This window comes from Agromyces mediolanus (assembly GCF_014648575.1).
GTDB classification, from domain to species: Bacteria; Actinomycetota; Actinomycetes; order Actinomycetales; family Microbacteriaceae; genus Agromyces; species Agromyces mediolanus.
Window position 1 is genome coordinate 33,188 of record NZ_BMRJ01000004.1, and the last position, 19,459, is coordinate 52,646.

Annotated in this window: 19 protein-coding genes; 10 read left to right on the forward strand and 9 right to left on the reverse strand. The window is 73.1% G+C overall.

Annotation, left to right across the window (positions count from 1 at the left end; genetic code table 11):
- Nucleotides 1-26: 26 nt before the first annotated feature.
- Both IEY71_RS15240 and IEY71_RS15245 read left to right on the forward strand, forming a co-directional pair.
- Complete coding sequence (locus tag IEY71_RS15240) at nucleotides 27-479, forward strand: PTS sugar transporter subunit IIA (protein WP_189086229.1); 453 nt, start codon at nucleotides 27-29, stop codon at nucleotides 477-479.
- Nucleotides 476-760 (forward strand): PTS sugar transporter subunit IIB, encoded by a 285-nt coding sequence (locus IEY71_RS15245; RefSeq protein WP_189086230.1) that lies wholly within the window; start codon nucleotides 476-478, stop codon nucleotides 758-760. The genes IEY71_RS15240 and IEY71_RS15245 overlap by 4 nt, the downstream gene beginning before the upstream one ends.
- A 46-nt stretch (nucleotides 761-806) precedes the next feature.
- Here the strand turns inward: IEY71_RS15245 and IEY71_RS15250 are convergent, their stop codons facing one another.
- Both IEY71_RS15250 and IEY71_RS15255 read right to left on the reverse strand, forming a co-directional pair.
- The gene (locus IEY71_RS15250) at nucleotides 807-2,516 is read right to left on the reverse strand and encodes a phospho-sugar mutase (protein WP_189086231.1); all 1,710 of its coding nucleotides are present in this window, start codon (nucleotides 2,514-2,516) and stop codon (nucleotides 807-809) included.
- 58 nt (nucleotides 2,517-2,574) lie between these two features.
- Nucleotides 2,575-3,402 (reverse strand): purine-nucleoside phosphorylase, encoded by an 828-nt coding sequence (locus tag IEY71_RS15255; protein WP_189086232.1) that lies wholly within the window; start codon nucleotides 3,400-3,402, stop codon nucleotides 2,575-2,577.
- A gap of 84 nt (nucleotides 3,403-3,486) precedes the next feature.
- Between IEY71_RS15255 and IEY71_RS15260 the strand changes: the two genes are divergently transcribed.
- Nucleotides 3,487-4,917, forward strand: coding sequence for an NAD(P)H-quinone dehydrogenase (locus tag IEY71_RS15260; protein ID WP_189086233.1), 1,431 nt, complete (start codon nucleotides 3,487-3,489; stop codon nucleotides 4,915-4,917).
- Nucleotides 4,918-4,935: 18 nt separating this feature from the next.
- Here IEY71_RS15260 and IEY71_RS15265 read toward each other — a convergent pair whose 3' ends face one another.
- The gene (locus IEY71_RS15265) at nucleotides 4,936-6,441 is read right to left on the reverse strand and encodes a nucleobase:cation symporter-2 family protein (RefSeq protein WP_189086234.1); all 1,506 of its coding nucleotides are present in this window, start codon (nucleotides 6,439-6,441) and stop codon (nucleotides 4,936-4,938) included.
- A gap of 234 nt (nucleotides 6,442-6,675) precedes the next feature.
- Nucleotides 6,676-8,022, reverse strand: a complete 1,347-nt coding sequence (locus tag IEY71_RS15270) for an alpha/beta hydrolase family protein (RefSeq protein ID WP_189086235.1) — start codon at nucleotides 8,020-8,022, stop codon at nucleotides 6,676-6,678.
- Between the two features lie 176 nt (nucleotides 8,023-8,198).
- Here IEY71_RS15270 and IEY71_RS15275 point away from each other — a divergent pair, with 176 nt between their 5' ends.
- Nucleotides 8,199-9,248 (forward strand): GNAT family N-acetyltransferase, encoded by a 1,050-nt coding sequence (locus IEY71_RS15275; RefSeq protein ID WP_229781791.1) that lies wholly within the window; start codon nucleotides 8,199-8,201, stop codon nucleotides 9,246-9,248.
- A 140-nt stretch (nucleotides 9,249-9,388) separates the two neighbouring features.
- Here the strand turns inward: IEY71_RS15275 and IEY71_RS15280 are convergent, their stop codons facing one another.
- Nucleotides 9,389-11,020, reverse strand: a complete 1,632-nt coding sequence (locus IEY71_RS15280; RefSeq protein ID WP_189086236.1) for a Cys-Gln thioester bond-forming surface protein — start codon at nucleotides 11,018-11,020, stop codon at nucleotides 9,389-9,391.
- Between the two features lie 167 nt (nucleotides 11,021-11,187).
- Between IEY71_RS15280 and IEY71_RS15285 the strand changes: the two genes are divergently transcribed.
- A complete protein-coding gene (locus IEY71_RS15285; RefSeq protein WP_189086237.1) occupies nucleotides 11,188-12,084 on the forward strand; it encodes a CPBP family intramembrane glutamic endopeptidase in 897 nt (298 codons plus the stop codon).
- Here the strand turns inward: IEY71_RS15285 and IEY71_RS15290 are convergent.
- From IEY71_RS15290 to IEY71_RS15305, 4 genes are read right to left on the reverse strand one after another with little or no spacing between them, the layout of a single operon-like run.
- A complete protein-coding gene (locus IEY71_RS15290; protein WP_189086238.1) occupies nucleotides 12,059-12,808 on the reverse strand; it encodes a GntR family transcriptional regulator in 750 nt (249 codons plus the stop codon). The genes IEY71_RS15285 and IEY71_RS15290 overlap by 26 nt on opposite strands.
- 39 nt (nucleotides 12,809-12,847) lie before the next feature.
- Nucleotides 12,848-13,651 carry a class I fructose-bisphosphate aldolase gene (locus IEY71_RS15295; RefSeq protein ID WP_189086239.1) on the reverse strand — a complete coding sequence of 268 codons (804 nt, stop codon included), beginning with the start codon at nucleotides 13,649-13,651 and terminating at the stop codon, nucleotides 12,848-12,850.
- Between the two features lie 10 nt (nucleotides 13,652-13,661).
- Complete coding sequence (locus tag IEY71_RS15300) at nucleotides 13,662-14,519, reverse strand: MIP/aquaporin family protein (RefSeq protein WP_189086240.1); 858 nt, start codon at nucleotides 14,517-14,519, stop codon at nucleotides 13,662-13,664.
- A complete protein-coding gene (locus IEY71_RS15305) occupies nucleotides 14,516-15,469 on the reverse strand; it encodes a ribokinase (RefSeq protein WP_189086241.1) in 954 nt (317 codons plus the stop codon). Before IEY71_RS15305 ends, IEY71_RS15300 begins: the two co-directional genes overlap by 4 nt.
- Nucleotides 15,470-15,681: 212 nt before the next feature.
- Between IEY71_RS15305 and IEY71_RS15310 the strand changes: the two genes are divergently transcribed.
- The 5 genes from IEY71_RS15310 (at nucleotide 15,682) to IEY71_RS15330 (ending at nucleotide 19,252) form a co-directional block, all read left to right on the forward strand.
- Complete coding sequence (locus tag IEY71_RS15310) at nucleotides 15,682-16,023, forward strand: ArsR/SmtB family transcription factor (protein WP_189086242.1); 342 nt, start codon at nucleotides 15,682-15,684, stop codon at nucleotides 16,021-16,023.
- Entirely contained in the window at nucleotides 16,020-16,526 is a 507-nt protein-coding gene (locus IEY71_RS15315) for an SRPBCC family protein (protein ID WP_189086243.1), read from the forward strand. Before IEY71_RS15310 ends, IEY71_RS15315 begins: the two co-directional genes overlap by 4 nt.
- Nucleotides 16,526-17,158 (forward strand): dihydrofolate reductase family protein, encoded by a 633-nt coding sequence (locus IEY71_RS15320; RefSeq protein ID WP_189086244.1) that lies wholly within the window; start codon nucleotides 16,526-16,528, stop codon nucleotides 17,156-17,158. Before IEY71_RS15315 ends, IEY71_RS15320 begins: the two co-directional genes overlap by 1 nt.
- Nucleotides 17,159-17,185: 27 nt before the next feature.
- On the forward strand, nucleotides 17,186-18,361 hold the full coding sequence (locus IEY71_RS15325) for an adenosylhomocysteinase (RefSeq protein ID WP_189086245.1): 1,176 nt from the start codon (nucleotides 17,186-17,188) through the stop codon (nucleotides 18,359-18,361).
- Nucleotides 18,362-18,424: 63 nt separating this feature from the next.
- Nucleotides 18,425-19,252 (forward strand): hydrolase, encoded by an 828-nt coding sequence (locus IEY71_RS15330; protein ID WP_189086246.1) that lies wholly within the window; start codon nucleotides 18,425-18,427, stop codon nucleotides 19,250-19,252.
- Nucleotides 19,253-19,459 lie beyond the last annotated feature (207 nt).

The window sequence follows — 19,459 nt, forward strand, 5'->3', positions numbered from 1 at the left end:
CGCCGGGCTGTGAAACGGAACCGCCAGTGACCCTTCCGCCGCTCCCCGACGAAGCCGTCGCACTCGGCGCGCACGCCGCCGACTGGCGCGCCGCCGTGCGCGAGGCCGGCCGGGCGCTCACCCGCGCCGGTGCGGTGCGCATCGAGTACGCCGAGCGGATGATCTCGGTCATCGACGAGTTCGGCGCGTACGTCGTGATCGCCCCCGGCCTCGCGCTCGCGCACGCCCGGCCGGGTCCCGACGTGCTGCACGAGGGGCTCTCCGTCGTCACCCTCGCCGAGCCGGTCGCGTTCGGGCATCCGCACAACGACCCGGTGCGCGTGGTCGTCGGCCTCGCCGTGGCGAACGCCGAGGAGCACGTCGCGAGCGTCGCCGCCCTCGCGAACGCCTTCAACGACCCAGAGGCGATCGAACGGCTCGCCGCGGCCGGGAACGCCGCCGAGGTGCGCACGATCCTCGGGCTGGCGGCCGGGCGATGAGGATCGTGGCGGTCTGCGGCGCCGGGATCGGCACCTCGGCGATCCTCAAGGTCAACGCCGAGCGCGTGCTCGAGCGGCTCGGCATCGACGCTGAGGTGAGCGCGAGCGACCTCGACGGGGTCGCCCGAGCGGCCAGCGACGCGCAGGTCATCCTGACGTCCACCGAACTCGCGCCGGCGGTGCGCCGGGCGATCGGGCGCAACTACGCCGAGATCGTCGAGGTGCGGAACTTCCTCGACCTCGACGAGCTCGCCGTGCTGCTCGAGCGCTCGCTCGGCTGAACCGACGCGAGCGCCCGAGCAGGCCGGCGCCCGAGCGACCGATCGCTCAGGCGACGAGTTCGCGCATGCCGGCCTCGAGCGCGGCCGCGGCGGCCGTCGCCGCAGCGCGGCGCTCGGCGACGGTGCCCTCGTCGGAGACGGCGTCGATGTAGACCTTCAGCTTCGGCTCGGTGCCGCTTGGGCGGACCATCACGCGTCCGCCGCCGGCGAGGACGATGCGCAGCACGTCCGAGGGCGGCAGCTCGCCGCCTTCGGCGAGGTCCTCGATGCGCTCGACGCGGATGCCGCCGACCTCCGCGGGCGGGTTCGCGCGCAGCCGGGCCATGACCTCGCCGATGCGGGCGAGGTCGGTGACGCGGATCGAGACCTGGGCGGAGGCGAAGCAGCCGAAGCGCTCGACGAAGTCGTCGAGGTGGTCGGCGATCGTGCGGCCGGCGGCCTTCAGCTCCGCGGCGAGGCCGAGGAAGGCGACCGCGGCGGAGATGCCGTCCTTGTCGCGCACCGTGCCGGGGTTCACGAGGTAGCCGAGGGCCTCCTCGAAGCCGAACACGAGGTGCGGGGCGCGGGAGATCCACTTGAACCCCGTGAGCGTGGCCCGGAACTCCAGCCCGTGGTGGCGTGCCACCGTCTCGAGACCGGGGGAGGAGACGATCGAGCACGCGAGCGTGCCCTCGGGTCCGCCGTCGCCCGTCGCCGCGGCGACGGCGCGCTCGGCCGCCTGCCAGCCGAGCAGCAGGCCCACCTCGTTGCCGGTGAGCCGGCGATAGCCCTCGGCAGCGGTCTCGTCGGGGATCGCGATGGCGAGCCGGTCGGCGTCGGGGTCGTTCGCGACGATGAGCTCGGCACCGGCTTCGCGCGCCGTGGCGAACGCGAGGTCCATGGCGCCCGGCTCCTCCGGGTTCGGGAAGGCCACCGTCGGGAACGCCGGGTCGGGCTCGATCTGCGCGGCGACGAGCGTCGGGCGGTCGAACCCGGCGGCCGCGAGCACCTTGGCGGTCGTCTCCCAGCCCACACCGTGCATCGCCGTGTACGCGACCTTGGGCTGCGCCGCGGGGGCGCCTCCGGCCGCCTGCGCCGTCGCCGCGACGTAGGCGTCGACGACGGACTCGTCGGCGGTCTCGTAGTCCCCGCGCGGCAGCTCTGGCACCAGAGCGGACTCGGCGACGCGCAGGATGTGCGCGGCGATCTCGGCGTCGGCGGGCGAGACGATCTGCGATCCGCCGTGGTCGCCGCCGAGGTACACCTTGTAGCCGTTGTCGTTCGGCGGGTTGTGGCTCGCGGTCACCATGACCCCGGCGCTGAGCCCCAGGTGCCGCACCGCGAACGCCGTCACCGGCGTCGGCAGGAGCCGGGGGAGCAGCACGGCGCGCACGCCGGCGCCCGACATGATCTCGGCCGAGTCGCGGGCGAAGACCGCCGAGTTCTTGCGGCCGTCGTAGCCGATCACGACCGAGGGGGTCTCGCCGGGCGCGGCCTGCTCGAGCAGGTAAGCCGCGAGCCCGGCCGCCGCCTGCGACACGAGCACCCGGTTCATCCGGTTCGGCCCGGCGGCGATCTCGCCGCGGAGCCCCGCCGTGCCGAACGCGAGCCGGGTGTCGAAGCGGTCGGCGAGCTCGGCCGCCGCCGCTCCGTCGCCGGCGCGGACGGCGTCGAGGATGCCGCTGAGCTCCTCCCGCGTCTCGGGGTCGGGGTCCTGGGCCAGCCAGGCCTCGGCGAGGGCGACGCGGGCGTCGTCGGTGGGGTGCTGCTCGGGCATCCGATGGTCCTTTCGGGGTCGGCGAAACGCCGGAGCCGCCAACAGGGCGGCGCTGGGCTCAGATCGCGGCGACGATGTCCGCGAGGAGCTTGGAGATCACGGGCTCGGCCTCGCGGCCCGCCTCGATGACCTCCTCGTGGCTGAGCGGGGTGGTCTGGATGCCGGCGGCGAGGTTGGTGATGAGGCTCATGCCGAGCACCTCCATGCCGGACTGGCGCGCGGCGATGGCCTCGAGCGCGGTCGACATGCCGACGATGTGGCCGCCGATGGTCTTCGCCATCTGCACCTCGGCCGGCGTCTCGTAGTGCGGGCCGCGGAACTGGCAGTAGACGCCCTCGTCGAGCTCGGGCGAGATCGAGCGGGCGAGCTCGCGCAGGCGCGTCGAGTACAGGTCGGTGAGGTCGATGAACGTCGCGCCCTCGAGCGGCGAGTCGGCGGTCAGGTTGATGTGGTCGCTGATCAGCACGGGAGTGCCCGGCTTCCAGTGCGACTTGATGCCGCCGGCGCCGTTCGTGAGGATCATCGTCTTCGCACCGGTCGCGGCGGCGGTGCGCACCGAGTGCACGACCCGGCGCACGCCGTGGTTCTCGTAGTAGTGGGTGCGCGCGCCGATCACGAGGGCCCGCTTGCCGTTCGGCAGCAGCACCGAGCGCAGCGTGCCGACGTGGCCCTCGAGCGCGGGCTTCGAGAAGCCGGGCACCTCGGTCGCCGGGATGGTGTGCGTCGTCTCGCCGATGATCTCGGCGGCCTTGCCCCAGCCGGAGCCGAGGGTGAGGGCCAGGTCGTGCCGGGCGACCCCGGTGAGCTCGGCGATGCGGTCGGCCGCCTGCTGGGCCACCACGAAAGGGTCGGCGGCGGGATCGTCGAGGGGGTTCTGCTCGGTCATCCCACCATGCTAATCAGCGCGGAGGGCCGTGGCATCCGCCTGCTCGTTTGCTGCCCTTTCGCGGCCTGCGCCAGAATATTGAGCATGGCCTATGAATTCGAGCGCACCCAGAGAATCGCTGTCCTCGGCGGCGGTCCCGGCGGGTACGAGGCGGCGCTCGCCGCGGCGCAGCTCGGCGCCGAAGTCACGCTCATCGAACGGGCCGGCGTGGGCGGCTCGGCCGTGCTCACCGACGTGGTCCCCTCGAAGTCGCTCATCGCGACGGCCGAGGCCTCGAACGCCGTGAAGGAGGCCGCCGACCTCGGCGTGCAGTTCTACGCGAAGGGCGAGTCCGAGAAGGCCGTGAAGCCCAAGGTCGCCATCAACCTCGCCGCCGTGAACAAGCGCCTGCTCGGCCTCGCCGCCCAGCAGTCGGAGGACATGCGCTCGAACCTCATCGAGGCGGGCGTGCACCTCGTGCAGGGCGAGGGTCGGCTCGACGGGGCCAACGCCGTCATCGTGTCGACCTCGAAGGGCGGCACCGACTTCGACCGCATCGAGGCGGACACCCTCGTCATCTCGGTCGGCGCCACGCCGCGCGTGCTGCCCACCGCCGTGCCGGACGGCGAACGCATCCTCACCTGGACGCAGCTCTACCACCTGCAGCAGATCCCCGAGCACCTCATCGTCGTCGGCTCCGGCGTCACGGGCGCGGAGTTCGCCTCGGCGTACCGCGCGCTCGGCGCCAAGGTGACGCTCATCTCGAGCCGCGACCAGGTGCTGCCCGGCGAGGACGCCGACGCCGCCGCCGTCATCGAGAAGGTCTTCACCCGCAACGGCATGAAGGTCATGAACAAGTCCCGCGCCGAGTCCGTGGTGCGCGACGGCGATTCGGTCGTCGCGACGCTCACCGACGGGCGCGAGGTGCGCGGCTCGCACTGCCTGATGGCCGTCGGCTCGGTGCCGAACACGCAGGGCATCGGCCTCGAGGAGGCCGGCGTGCAGCTCACCGAGTCCGGGCACATCCGGGTGAACCGGGTCGCCCGCACCTCGATGCCGAACATCTACGCCGCCGGCGACTGCACGACGTTCCTCCCGCTCGCCTCGGTCGCCTCGATGCAGGGCCGCACGGCCGTGTTCCACGCGATGGGCGACGTCGTGAACCCGCCCGAGAACCGCAACATCACGTCGAACATCTTCACCCAGCCCGAGATCGCGACCGTCGGCTGGACGCAGAAGGAGATCGAGGAGGGCGTCGTGCCCGGCACCGTGTACAAGCTGCCGCTCGCCTCGAACCCGCGCGCGAAGATGATGGGCATCCGCGACGGTTTCGTGAAGCTCTTCGCCTCCGCAGGCTCCGGCGCGATCATCGGCGGCGTGATCGTCGCCCCGAAGGCGTCGGAGCTGATCTTCCCGCTCGCGCTCGCCGTGGAGCACCGCCTCACGGTCGACCAGTTCGCCGAGGCCTTCCCGGTGTACCCCTCGCTCTCGGGCTCGCTCACCGACGCGGCCCGCGCCATGCACGTCGTGCGCTGACGCGGGCGCGCTCCGGGGCTAGGGACGCTCGGGGTCGACAGCGGGGATCGAGCCGGTGGGCACGATCCTCACCTCGGCGCCGTCCTTGTCGATCAGCTTGCCGCCGACGTAGTAGTCGCCCTCCTCGAGCGCAGTGAGCGCCTCCTCGGGCACCAGGCGTGTCGGCGCCGCGACGAAGGTCGAACGATCGCCGCGCGAGTTCGAGCGCCGCACGACGTGGTTGAACAGCACGTTGAGCAGCACGGCCATGATCGTCGCCGAGCTGATCCCGGAGTGGAAGATGATCTGGAACCAGGTCGGGAATGCGTCGTAGATCGCCGGCAGCACGACGGGCAGCATGCCGAAGGCGAGCGAGATCGCGACGATGATGAGGTTCAGGTTGTTCCTGTAGTCGACCTTCGAGAGCGTCGCGATGCCGCTCGCCGCGACCGTGCCGAACAGGGCCACGCCGACGCCGCCGAGCACGGGCGTCGGGATGGCCGCGACGATCCGGCCGAGCACGGGCAGCACGCCGAGCAGCACGAGCACGACGCCGCCCGCGGCGACGACGTAGCGGCTCTTCACCTTGGTGATGGCGACGAGTCCAACGTTCTGCGCGAACGCACTCTGCGTGAACGAGTTGAAGATCGGCGAGACCGCGCTCGAGAGCATGTCGGCGCGCAGGCCCGCCGCGATCCGCTTGGAGTCGACCTTCGTGCCGACGACCTCGCCGACCGCGAGGATGTCGGCGGTCGTCTCCGTGAAGGTGACGAGCACGACGATGAGCATGGAGATGATCGCCGCGGGCTCGAAGGTCGGCAGGCCGAACTGGAACGGCATCGGCACGGCGAAGATCGGTCCCTCGAGGGCGCCGGCGAAGTCGACGCGGCCGAAGAACGCGGCCACCACGGTCGCGAGCACGAGGGAGAGCAGGATGGCGAGGCGGGCGAGTGCCGGGGTGCCGAACTTCGTCAGCAGCACCATGATGAGCAGCGCCACGCCGGCGAGGCCGAGGTTCGCCGGGTCGCCGAAGTCGGGTGCGCCGGCGCCGCCCATCGCCCAGGTCCCCGCCACCGGGATCAGCGTCAGGCCGATCGAGGTGATCACGACTCCGGTCACGACGGGCGGGAAGAACTTCACGATCATCGCGAAGAACGGCGCGATGAGGATGCCGATGACCGCCGACGCGAGGATGGCGCCGAACACCGCCGGCAGTCCGCCACCGCCGGAGAGGATCGCGAGCATCGTCGCGACGCCGGCGAACGAGACGCCCTGCACGAGCGGCAGCTGCGAGCCGAAGAACGGGATGCCGATGGTCTGCAGGATGGTGGCGAGGCCGCCGATGAAGAGCGCGCTCGCGATGAGCACGCCGATCTCCAGCTGGCTGAGGCCGGCGGCCTGGCCGATGACGAGCGGCGGGGCGATGATGCCGCCGTACATCGTGAGCACGTGCTGGAGCCCGTAGGCGAAGGTCGGGCCGAGGCCGAGCTTCGTGTCTTCGGGCCTCGTGGGGGTGGCCTTCGCGGCCGATCGTGTGCGTCCCATGGTTCCTCTGCTGTCGGTTGCCGTTGATGCGATGTCGCATGTGTCTTCACCGGGGCCGTGTGGGGAACGGACCGAGGCGGCAGGGTCGCCGACGCGAGGCCGGCGACCCTGCCGGAGGAATCTGATTTCGCAAAGCGGAAACTTGATTCCAATGAGTGAGAAGAGTGAAGCACTCGGTTTCCGGGCTGTCAAGGGGTGGCGGCACTCGGGGAACGTCGGCGGAGCGCCGGCGGCTCAGCCGTGCAGGACCCGAGCGGCGAACGCCAGGATCGCCTCGGCCGACTCCGCGTTCGCTCCGTCGCGCCCGCTGCCGCCGACGAGTTCGGGCAGCGGTGGGAGATAGGCGGGGGCATCGGTGAAGCCGAGGTGCGAGGCCCCGGCGACCTCGACGCGTTGCGGGGCGCTCGACGCGGCGAGCATGGCGTCGAGCGCCGCGCGGTAGCGGTCGTCGGCCTCGGCGTCGCCCGTGCCCTCGCCCGCGACGAGCGCGAGCACCGGCGGCAGCGCGCCCAGCGTCTCCGCGAGCCACGGGTAGCCGTCCAGGTCGACGGCGGCGGCGAAGCGAGGATCGAGGCCGGCGGCGAGGATGGCGGAGGCGCCGCCGAGGGAATGCCCGGCCGCGATCGCCCGTGCCGGGTCGAGGGCGCCCGCCAGGCGCCGTCCTGCCGCGTCCGTCCGCGCACCCTCGGCGATCCGCTCGAGCTCGTCGAGCGCCGAGGAGAGGTCGGCCGCCCGCCGGAGCGCCCATTCGCCGATGAGGGCGTCGGCGGTGGCCGGGTCGTCGGCGAGATTGCTGCGCACGACGGTGCCGTCCTCGAGCACCGTCGCCGAGCTGTCGCCCGGGTGGTCGATGGCGAGGACGGCGTAGCCGTGGCTCGCGAGCTCCATCGCGAGCGAGGTGTTCTGCGCGCGGACGCCGCCGAGCCCGGGAGAGAGCACGATGACCGGCCATCGGCCCGGCGAGGGCATCGCATCGGCGGCGGCCGGGACTCGCCCGCGCGCGACCTCGTCGAACAGGAACGCGGGCGCGCCGAAGTCCTCGGCGAGCGCCGCCGCGACGATCGTCGACTCCCCGGCGTCGCGGCCGAGGTAGGCGACGCCGCCGGGGTCCGGGCGCTGCACGGTCGGGTACCAGAGCCGACCCACGATGGTGCGGGGACTCGGGCCGGGGTGCGGTCGTTCCCACTGCAGCGTGGTCTCCGCGACGGCGTGCGGTCCGCTCGGTGCGGGCAGGGAGAACCTCGGCAGCGCCCAGTTCGCGCCCGTGGCGCCGAGCGCGAGCAGCACGGCGAGGGTGCCGGCCGTCGCACCGCCGAGCCGGGCGAGCACGGTCGCCGCGCGGCGCCGTGGTCGCCTCGGCGGGCGGAGCCGTGCGAGGGCCACGGCGAGGGCGAGCACCGCGGCGGCGGCGAGCACCGCGGTCGGCCAGCGCACGCCGTCGAGGACGAGCGCGGTGAGCACGAGCGCCGCGCTGACGGCGGCGGAAGCTGCGACGCCGACGGGGCGGGTGCGCCGCGGCAGCGCGGACGAGGCCAGCAGGAGCGGCGTGGTGAGCGCGAGCAGCACGTCGAGGGGGGTCACCGGCTCAGCTTCGACGCGGCCGGAGCGGGCCGCGTCCGACGCCCGGATGACCCGGGTCATCCGCGGTGATGACGTCCGGCTCGGGCCGGCGCGTGGTACCGCGGGACGATCATGGAGGGGCCGGATCCCTCCGGCGGCGGATGTCCGAGCCCCTCCCCACGGCATAGCGTCGAACAGTGATCCAATCCACCCCTCCTGACCTCCGGCCGTTGCGCGACCGCGTCGAACTCCTCGAGCCGGTCGTGCTCGACGGTGTCGGCGGGCTCGAGTGGCGCCCGATGACCGCCGAGGACGTCCCCGCGATCACGGAGCTGTTCGCGGAGGCCGGGCGGCTCGACCATCCGACCGTCGTGGTGGCGGAGGACGAGGTCGCCCAGCTGCTCGAGATGCCGACGGTGGACCTCGCCCTCGACACGATCGTCGGCGTCGAGCCGGGCGGACGGATCGTCGCGTACGGCGCGGTGATCGCCGGTGAGGAGCACCGCACCGTCGTCTGGATCACCCTCGACGGGACGGTGCATCCCGCGCGCCGGCGAGCAGGCATCGGCACCGCGCTGCTCGCCTGGCAGGAGGCCCGAGGCCGGCAGTTGCTCGGCTCGTCCGAGGAGCGCCTGCCGGCGTGGCTGGCGGCGGGCACCGAGGAGCACGTGACGGACGCGATCGCGCTGTTCGAGCGCCACGGATACGCGCCCACCCGGTGGTGGCTCGAACTCGAACGCGACCTCGGGGAGCCGATCCCTCGACGGCCGCTGCCGGAAGGCGTGCGGCTCGAACCGTACCTGGACTGGCGCGAGGAGACCCGCTTGGCGTACAACGCCGCGTTCGAGGACCACTGGGGGAGTCAGCCCGCGACGGCGAGGGAATGGGACGCCGACGAGCGCCTGGAGTCCTCCCGGCCCGAGCTCTCGCGCGTCCTGGTCGCGTCGGACGAGGCCGGCCGCGACCTCGTCGTCGGGTTCGTCATCGTCACCGTGTCGGAGCAGGAGTGGGCGCTGCGGGGCGGTTCGTTCGCCTACATCGACGCCCTCGGCGTCCGGGCGGAATGGCGCGGTCGGGGGCTCGCGTCGGCGCTCCTCGCGGATGCCATGCGCGTCTACCGCGACGCCGGGTTCGCGCTCGCCGTGCTCGACGTCGACGCCGAGAGCCCGACCGGGGCCGTCGGGCTCTACGAAGGGCTCGGCTTCCGCGAGTCGCAGCGCTCGGTCAGCCTCGTCAAGGAGCTCTAGGCGGCGGCGCGGCCGGGCGCCTCACCCGGAGCACGCTGGGCGCGACCGGCTCGGCGATCACGACGTCGCCGGCCGGGGCGAAGACGATGGGCAGCAGCGTCCTCGGCAGCCAGCGCGCTCCTCGGTGCCGAGGAGCCGGGCTAGCCGTCGACGCGTCGTCGCCGCGCAGCGAGGTGCACGCCGAGGAGGCCGACGAGGCCCAGCGCGAGCGCGAGGGCGGCGGCACCGGCCGTCGAGGCCACGTGGACGCCGGTCGCCGCGAGGGGGGCGCGCGGTGCGGCGGGCGCAGGATCGGGGACGACCTCGATCCGCACCGTCGTCGAGACGCCGTCGACGCTCACCGTGAGGACGTGGGGGCTCGCCGACGGGAAGGTCACCCGGGTGCCGTCGATGACGTCGCGAGGGTGGTCGCTCGTCACGACGGCGCGGGAGGCCGCATCCGGGATCGGGTTGCCGAAGGCGTCGCGGGCGTCGACGGTGAGGTCGACCGAGCCGCGCACGGGCACGCTCGTCGCCGAGGGCGTCGCGGCGACGGTCGATGCCGGCCCGGGCTCCACGCGCAGGACGAAGCGCTGCCCGGCGGCCGTGCCGACGCCGTTCGCGGCGGTGACCTCGACCGGGTACTCGCCCGCCGCGGTGGGAGCCGTCCCGCGGAGCACGCCGCTGTCCGCGTCGAGGGTGAAGCCCGGCGGGAGGGGGCCGGCCGAGAATGCGGGCCGCGGGGATCCGCTCGCCTCGAAGCGGTGCTCGAACGGCCCGCCGGCGACGACGGTGGCACCCGGCGGGGTCGTGAAGCCCGGCGCAACATCCTGCGCCCGCCAGCTCGCGACGGCGTCGACGGTGGCGCTGGGCGTGCGAGTGCCGGGCGCGACCAGGGCCTGCGCCGCGGGCGTGGACTGCTCCGGCGTGAAGAGTCGCGTGGCGGGCTCGGGGGAGCCGACGGCGGTGAGGGCGACCGAGGCCGAACCGGCCGGGGCGGCGGCCGGGACATCGAACCAGAACGGCACGCCCGCGGCCAGTTCGCCGTCGGTGGGCTCGTCGCCGCCGGCATCCACGAGCCGGACGGTTGACGGCAGCTCGCGCACGACGGTACTCGAGGCGGCATGGTCGGTGGAGAGCTGGAACGGGCCGAGCCGTTCACCGGCCTGCCCCGTCGCCGAGGCCGGGGAGACGCTCGCCGTGGGTCGGCCGGCGCGGGCGGTGGCCGCGGCGGCGACGGCCGCGTCCCGGAGGTGGCCGGCGAGCTGGATGACCGCGGCATCGGTGATGTTCGTGACCTCGGCCGCGTCGCTGAGGTACCAGACGGCGAGCTGCGTGCCGGCGATCGCCTGCGCCTCCGTCAGTGCGGCGGCCCAGGGCGCATCGATCGCCTGCAGCGTCGCGAGCGAGGTCGCGGGATAGCCGAGGGCGAGCGCCTGCGCGATCTCGTCCTCGTGGTCGACCGCCGGCGAGGCGGGGTCGGGGAACTGCGCCCACGGCGTCTCGACCAGCTGGCGCCGGGCGTCGAAGGGGATGTGCAGTTCCACGCAGTACGCGGTGAGCCGTTCGGTGGTCGAGAGCTCGAGGTCGAACTCGACCGTCGCGATCACCCGCCCCGAGGTCAGGCGCAGGGGGCTGCCGTGGGCGCCGGCCGAGGCAGTGGCGGTGACGGGCGGATCCGCCGGGGCGCTCGGGGCGCCGGCCGCCGCCGCGGCCGTGCCAGCGAGCACCGTGCCGATGCCGAGGGCGAGCCCCGCCATCGTGGTCCGCATGCGCCGACGGAGCTTCACCATGCCGCCTTCCCACGCCCGCGGGTCGAGCGCCGTCCGGAAGCATACGGCCGGGTGCCTCCGGTTCCGCATCCCCAGTTCGAGGGATGCAGACTCGATCGGCGACGGCGACGGCGACGGCGACGGCGACGGCGGGCGCGCTCCGCCCCCGCTGATGTGAGACTGGAGGGATGGCCCCGGAAGCGCGCGAGTACCACGAGTTCTTCCGGGGCATCCGCCGTTCCGGTCTGCGCGGTGCCGTCGCCGCCGTCGCGATCCTCGCGATCTACTTCGGCCTCGCGGCAGCGATGGGCGGCTGGGTCGTGCCCGCGATCGTCGCGGCGGGCTTCCCGGATGCGCGGCTGCCGCTCTCGTTCCTCACGATCGCCGCGGTGCTGCCGTTCGTCTTCCTCGTGCAGCGGGTGTGCTTCGGGGTTCCGGGTCGTTGGCTGCACTCGGTCGCCGGGAGGTTCCGGTGGGCCGTGGCGGGCCGGGCCGCGCTCGTCGTGGTGCCCGCGTTCGCGCTGCTCGGTGCCGCCGACTGGGTGCTCGACGGCGCGCCGGCGCCGCCCGCGACCTCGCTCGCGATGGGAACGGCCATCCTCCTCGCGCTCCTTCTCGCCCCGCTGCAGTCCATGGCCGAGGAGTACCTGTTCCGGGGGCTGCTCACGCGCTCGGTCGCCACCTGGTTCGGCCCGAGCATCGTGAGCCTCGCGATGAGCCTGCTCGTCACCGCGGTGCTCTTCGCGGCGTTCCACGGCACGGCGGATCCGTGGCGGCTCGCCTTCTACCTCGCCTTCGGCGTGGCGGCGTCGCTCGTCACCTGGCGCACGGGCGGCGTGGAGTCGGCGAGCATCATGCACGCCGCGAACAACCTCGCCGCCATCGTGGTCACGGTGTGGCTCGGCGGCGACCACCGCGTCGCCGACCCCGACGCCGAGGGCTCGCCGCGCCAGCTGCTCGGCATCGCGGTGTGCGCGATCGTCACCGCGGGGATCTGGATCGTCTCCTCGCGCGCGGGCGATCAGCGCCGAGCGGACGAGGGCGCCGGCGCGTCGGCGATCAGCTCCGGCGGACGAGCGAGGTGAGCCGGATTCGCGAGGGCGGCATCCACACGTTCGAGTACTCCACCGGGCGGTCTCCGCGCGTGTAGGTGGTCTGCTCGACGTGCAGCAGCGGCTCGCCCGCCGGAACGCGCAGCAGTTCGGACAACTGCGGCGTCGGCGCGGTGGCGCCGACGATGCGGCGACCGAGGGTGATTCGCATGCCGGCATCCTCCTCGAGGTGCCGGAAGAGCCCCTTGCCGAGCACCGCGCCCTCGTCGAGCTCGGGCAGCGCCGCGGTGCTGATCCAGTTCTCCAGCACCATGATCGGCTCGCCGTCGGCGTTGCTGCGGACGCGCACGAGCTTCCACGTCGGCGTACCGGGCGAGAGCTCGAGCAGTCCGGCCACGCCCGCGGGGACGGCGACCCGCTCCGCCGAGACGAGGGCGGTCGTGAAGTCGATGCGCTGCGCCTGCAGCTCCTCGGCCATCGAGCGGAGCGGATTGCTGAAGTCCTGCTGCAGCTCGCCCGCCGCGACGAAGGTGCCGCGGCCCTGGATCTGGCGGAGGAGCCCCTCGTCGATGAGCGTGCGGAGTGCGCGCCTGACCGTGCCCCGGCTCACATCGAGCTCCTCGGCGAGATCGGACTCGGCGTGGAGCTTGTAGTTCTGCGGCCAGGCGCCGCTCGTGATGTTCCGGCGGATCTGGTCGCTGATCTGATCGTGCAGCGCCCAGGCGGTGTCACGGATCAGCGGGTCCAGCTGGGGCACGGTCAAAGCGTCTCGTTCCTGCGCGTGGAGCCCTACGGATCACCGACCATGGATGACCGATCGCAGCTCGCGAGTGATCCCTTCCGGATCCTCATCTTGCCAGACCGTGCGCCCGTAGACCGCGCCCGCCATGCCCGCGTCGAGGCATGCCTCGAGATCCGCGATCGTGGCGGCGGGGCCGTTGCGCGGGGGCCCGCCCCGCAGCAGGACCGGCACCGGCACGGCCGCGACGAGGTCGGCGAGCGCCGCGCGGGAGGGCGTCCGGTCGATCTTCACGAGGTCGGCGCCGAGCTCGAAAGCGACCCGGGTGCCGTCGATCATGATCTGCGAGAGCGCCGCGTCGTCGACGTCGGCGGCCTTCGCCATCACCTCGACCATGAGCGGCAGTCCGAGGCGCTCGCACTCGCGCGCGAGCGCCCCGGTGCGTTCGGCGCCGATGTCGACGACCCGCGGCGCCCGCACGTCGTAGATGAGGAAGACCACGGCGCAGTCGCCGCCGGCGCGGACGACCTGCTCCGCGCCGGCCCAGTGGGCGGATGCCTCGAGCCGCTCGTGCGGGTCGTCGGTCACGGGCGAGCGGTCCACCCGCAGCACGAGGCCCGTCGTGGGGGAGCCGTGCACCTCCGGGTCGAGGGTCTTGGCCGAGTGCAGCCCCATCTGCAGGCCGTCGGCGCCGCCCCGCCAGCTCGCGTGCGCGAGCTGGCGGAGGCCGCCGAGGTACCCGCCGCTGGTGCCCGCCGAGACGGCGTGGTCGTAGCCGACGATGAGGGCGCGCCCGTCATCGCCGAGCACGCGCGCGAGTCGTCGGTCCACTCCGTTCGGTGCGGTCGTCAGCGTGTTCATTCCCTGCCTTTCAGATGACGTCGGCGGTCTGCTCCGCCGGCTCGTCGGTCGTTCGTCGGTCGAGTGCGCGGTCCAGGCCGAACCGCAGCACGAGGCCCATCACGGCGCCGGCTAGCATCGGGGCGCCCACGGTGATGAGCAGCGAGAGCCCGTCGCGCGGCCCGGGGAACGCGTTCGCGCCCCAGCCGTCGAGGAGCAGCAGCAGTCGGGGGCCGAGGTCGCGCGCCGGGTTCAGCGAGGTCATCGAGAGCGCACCGGTGGCGACCGTGAGCATCAGGATGAGCACGCCGATCGCGAGCGGGAAGGCCCACGACACCGGCGCGTTCACCGTCCGCCGGTGCGAGATGATGACGACGAAGAGGATCAGCACCGCCGTCGCGATGAGCTCGACGGAGAAGCCGACGCCGACGGGGACCGCCTCGTAGGCGGCGGCGTCGGTGCCGATGATCGCGGGGTTCGGCGAGTAGGGCACGAAGACCATCGCGGCCGCCTCCGCGCCCGGCGCGCCCTTCGCGATGCCCTGCTCGGCCATCCACTGCCGCAGGGTCCCGCCGAACCAGAGCATGACGACGGAGGCGCCGACGAGCGCGCCGGCGATCTGCGAGATCCAGTAGCCGGGGACGAGTCGCCAGGAGTGCTTGCCCGCGATGGCGAAGGCGAGCGTGACGGCGGGGTTCAGGTGGGCGCCCGAGAACGTCGCGGCGAGCCAGACGGCGATCGCGACGGCCGAGCCCCAGATGATGCCCATCGAGACGAGGTCCGCGACCTGGGCGAGCAGGATCGCCACGGCGACGCCGGAGCAGCCGAGCAGGACGATCGCGAAGGTGCCGAGCGCCTCGCCCGCGTAGGCGCGCCAGTGGCCGGTCATCGGGCGACCCCCTCGGCGAGCAGCCGCTGCAGCGCCTCGTCGCGCGCGTAGGAGGCCTGGGTGCCGCGCCGGGTGACCGAGTCGGCCGAGACGACGACGGCCAGCTCGATCGAGGCGATCGGATCGAGGCCGGCGGCCAGGCCGTGCGCGAATCCGCCGCAGAACGCGTCGCCGGCTCCCGTCGTGTCGACCGCGTCGACGACCGGGGCGGGGAAGTGCTGGACGCTGCCGTCCTCGTGCACGAGGTTGGCGCCGTCCTCGCCGAGGGTGATCACGAGGCGCACCCCGAGGCGGGCGGCGAAGGCCGCGCCGTCCGTCGTCATGTCCTCGGGGGCCCGGCCGAACTCCGCCTCGAACAGCAGCGCGAACTCCGTCTCGTTCGGGATGAGCCAGTCGGTGAGGGCGAGCAGACCCGGCGCGACCGGGGCCGCCGGCCCCGGGTTCAGCACCGTGATCGCGCCGGCGTCCTTGCCGTGCCGGAAGCCGCGCTCGATGATCGGCTGCGGCACCTCGAGCTGGCTGAGCACGAGCGCCGGCGCGGGGTTCGCGGCGAACGCGCCGTCGACCTGCTCGAGCGTCATGAGCTCGTTCGCGCCGGCGCCGAGGATGATGCGGTTGTCGCCGCTCGGGTCGACCATCACATTGGCGACGCCGCTGTAGCTGTCCGGCGCCTGCGCCATGTGCTCGACGTCGATCCCGAAGGAGCGGAAGTTCTCGATGGTGTCGCGCCCGAAGGAGTCCGTGGCGACGGTGTTCACCATCACCACGCGGCTGCCGAGGAGCGCCGCCATCACGGCCTGGTTCGCGCCCTTGCCGCCGAAGCCCTGGGCGAAGCCGCGTCCGAAGACGGTCTCGCCCTGCGCGGGCATCCGTTCGAGATACGAGATGAGGTCGACCATCGTGCTGCCGACGCAGACGATCTGGGCGGCTGGGGGAGTGCTGGGGGTCATGGGTTCTCTCCGAAACGTCGTTGATCCGTACCGTACGAAAAGGAGCATAGACGTATATGTACGTATTGCAAAGTACTCAACTGTGAACCGGGGTGATCCACGCCTCGGATCCTCCTCTCCTCGCCGGCGGGCGGCGCGCAGGCGCGGCGCGAGCGGGGGTGCCGCCCCGGTGGTCCTTGCATTGCTTTCCCATATGGGAATATGATGCGGGGATGGCCCGTGCAGCGACGACCTCCGACGTCTTCAACGCCATCGCCGAACCGCAGCGACGAGACATCCTGCTGCTGCTCCGCGACGGCGAGCGCCCCGCGACCGCCATCGCCGAGGAACTCGGGCTGAGCCAGCCCGGGACGTCGAAGCACCTCCGCGTGCTGCGGGAGGTGGGGCTCGTGGACGACCGGCGCGACGGCAGGCAGCGCGTGTACCGGCTCGACGCGCGCGGTCTCGAGCCGGTGCACGAGTGGGCGGGCGGATTCGAGCGGTTCTGGAACGAGAGCTTCGAGCGGCTCGACGCGTACGTGCAGGACCTCAAGCGGAACGGGAGTGCGCAATGACGGACGATGCGGCGACGAACGGTGCGGAGTCGGCCACGGCCGACCGCGAGATCGTCATCACCCGCCTGATCGACGCCCCGAGGGCCCTCGTGTTCGAGGCCTTCACGGAGGTGGCGCATCTGGCGCAGTGGTGGGGCCCGCACGGCTTCACGACGACCACCCGCGCGTTCGAGTTCCGCGAGGGCGGGGTCTGGGAGTTCGTGATGCACGGGCCGGACGGCACGAAGTATCCCGAGTGGATCAGCTGGACCGAGATCGTCCCGCCGGAGCGGATCGCCATGCTCCACGGCGAGCACCGCGACGATCCCGAGGCCTTCGAGTCGGTGCTGAGCTTCGAGGAGCTCGGAGGGGCCACCAGGGTGCGGATGCAGACGGTGTTCCGGAGTCGAGAGCTGCGCGATGCCGCGATCGAACGGCACGGCGCCGTCGAGGGCGGCCGGCAGACCCTTGCCGAACTCGCCGCCTACGTCGAACGGGCGGACCGGACGGAGCGGGCGCGCTGATGGCCGGCACCGTGTTCTTCAGCGTCTCGATGTCGCTCGACGGCTACATCGCCCCGGCGTCCGCCGACGAGCTGATGGGCCGGCAGTGGATGCAGCTGCAGCAGTGGGTGTTCCGGCAGAAGCACTTCCGCGAGAACCTGCAGCTCGGCACCGGGGGAGAGGAAGGACGCGACAACGACCTCGTGCGCGCCACCTTCGAGCGCACCGGTGCGAGCGTCATGGGCCGGCGCATGTTCGACGCCGGCGAGGCGATGTGGCCTGAGGAGCCGCCGTTCCACACCCCGGTGTTCGTGGTGACCCACGCGCCGCGCGAGCCGTGGGTGCGCGCCGGCGGCACCACCTTCTTCTTCGTCACCGACGGCATCGAGTCCGCGGTCGAGCAGGCTCGTGCGGCCGCCGGCGCGCGCGACGTCCGGATCGCCGGCGGCGCGGACACGATCGTGCAGGCGCTGAACGCCGGGCTCGTCGACGAGTTCCACCTCGCCGTCTCGCCGGTGCTCTTCGGCACCGGGGTGCGCCTCTTCGACCGGATCGACGCCGCGAGGATCGGCGTCGAGCAACTGGCCGCCGAGGCGTCGCCGCTCACGACGCACCTCCGCTACCGGGTGCGGGTCGGGGAGCCGGCGCGGTAGGTTTCGCTCATCGGAAAGGACCCGACGATGACCGAGCTCCACCTCCCGCCGAGCGGGTTCCCCGCGCTCGACTGGGCCGCCCGCTCGATGCCCGTGCTCGCCGCGACGATGCGCGAGCACGCCGAGGCGTTCGCCGGACGCCATGTCGGCATCTGCCTGCACACCGAGCCCAAGACGGGCGTGCTCGTGCAGTGGCTGCTCCGGGTCGGCGCGCGCGTCACGATCACCGGCAATCTCGGCACCACCGTGCCCGAGACGGCGGCGGCGCTCGCCGAGCTCGGGGCGACCGTCGTGGGGGAGCGGACGGATGACCCGGCCGAGCAGTCCCGCAACGTCGCGCGGGTCGTGGCCGCCGAGCCCGATCTGCTGCTCGACAACGGCGGCGAGATGATCGAGCTCGTGCTGCGGGGCGGCCCGCGAGCGGCCGGCTTCCTCGGCGCGACGGAGGAGACGACGACCGGCGGGCGGCGGCTGCGCGAGCTCGACGTCGCCGCGGACTTCCCGGTCGTCGTGATCAACGACAGCCGGCTGAAGCTCCTCGTCGAGAACGAGTTCGGGGTGGGGCAGAGCATCGTGCAGGGCTTCATGAACGCGACGAACGCGATGCTGCCCGGCATCCGCGCGACCGTGATCGGCTACGGGCCGTGCGGCAAGGGCGTCGCCGACACGCTGCAGCGCCTCGGCGCGCGGGTCAGCGTCGTGGACTCCGACCCGTACCGGGCGCTCGAGGCGATCATGCACGGCCACCGGGTGGGCCCGCTCGCGGAGCTGCTGCCGGGCTCGGAGGCGCTCTTCCTCGCGACGGGGCATCCCGAGGTCGTGCCGGCCGAGGCCTTCCCACTGCTGCCCGACGGGCTCATCGTCGCCGGGGTCGGCCACGAACCCTACGAACTCGACCTCGCCGCGCTCGCCGAGGCGGCCGTCGAACAGCGCTCGCTGTCCGCCCCGGGCGGCGAGGCCTCGGCGCGTACGCTTTACCGGATGCCCGACGGTCGCGAGATCGTCGTGCTGCATGGCACGCGCATGATCAACCTCGTCGCCGCGAGCGGGAACCCCATCCAGGCGATGGACCTCGGCCTCTCGCTGCAGGCCGCGAGCCTCGCCGCGATCGCCACGGGGCGGGCGCCGTCCACCGGCCCGCACGCCGTGCCGGCCGACGTCGACCGCGCGCTCGCGATGCGGCTCGTGGAGGTCTGGCGGTGAGACGCCGGCTTGACCTCGAGTGCGCTTGAGGTCGGAGACTGGGGCGCGAGGTGAGGAGCCCGCATGAACCCAGCCGTCCTGCAGTGCGCCGTCTGCGGCGTCGAGTACGACCCCGAGGCGCTGCCGGAGGTCTGTCCGATCTGCGCCGATGAACGCCAGTACCTGGCCGCGGATCGGCGGCAGCACTGGGTCGACCCCGCCGACTTCGCCGGCGGCATCGGGGTCTTCGAGACCGAGCCCGGGCTGTGGTCGATCGCGGTCGAGGGCGGCCCCGGCATCGACCAGCAGGCCAAGGTCGTCGTCACGGAGGCCGGCAACGTGATGGTGGAGGTGCCGGCGTCGATCACCGAGCCCGCGGTCGAGGCGGTTCGCGCGCTCGGCCCGCTCGCCGCGATCATCGCCTCGCACCCGCACATGTACGGGCTGCAGTCGCAGTGGTCGCGGGCGCTCGGCGGGGCGCCGGTGTACGTCTCGAACGTCGACCGCGAGTGGCTCGGCGTCACACCGGAGCCGGTCGTGTACTGGGACGGCGAGATCGAGCTCGTCCCCGGCGTCATGGCGTCGCAGCCCGGCGGGCATTTCCCGGGCAGCTGCGTGGTGCACTGGGCGGGTCGGGATGGAGCCGGGGTGCTGCTGACCGGCGACACGATCGGGGTCAACCCCGACGGGGAGTCGCTCGCGTTCATGCGCTCGTACCCGAACCGGATCCCGCTGTCGGCCGGCGTCGTGCTGCGGATCGCCGATCATGTCGAGCGGTACGAGTTCGAGCGCATCTACGGCAACTTCGGCGGCGCCATCCGCTCCGAGGGGAAGGCTCGACTGCGCGCCTCGGCAGTCAGGCACGCCGCCTGGGCGCGCGGCGACTTCGATCACCTCACCGGGCCGGGCTGACGGTCGAGGGCGGCGTCGCCGCCGTCGCTCGGAACCCGGCAGGATGGGACGGTGACCACGTCTCGCTCGATTCGCCGCGCCATCCGCCCGCTGCTCGCCGCGACGCTTCTCGCGGGCCTCCTCGCCGGCTGCACGAGCGCGCCGGCGGGCGGAGCCGCGCCGAGCGGGGCGGCGTCGGCCCCTGCGTCGCCGGCGCCCGCCTCGCCG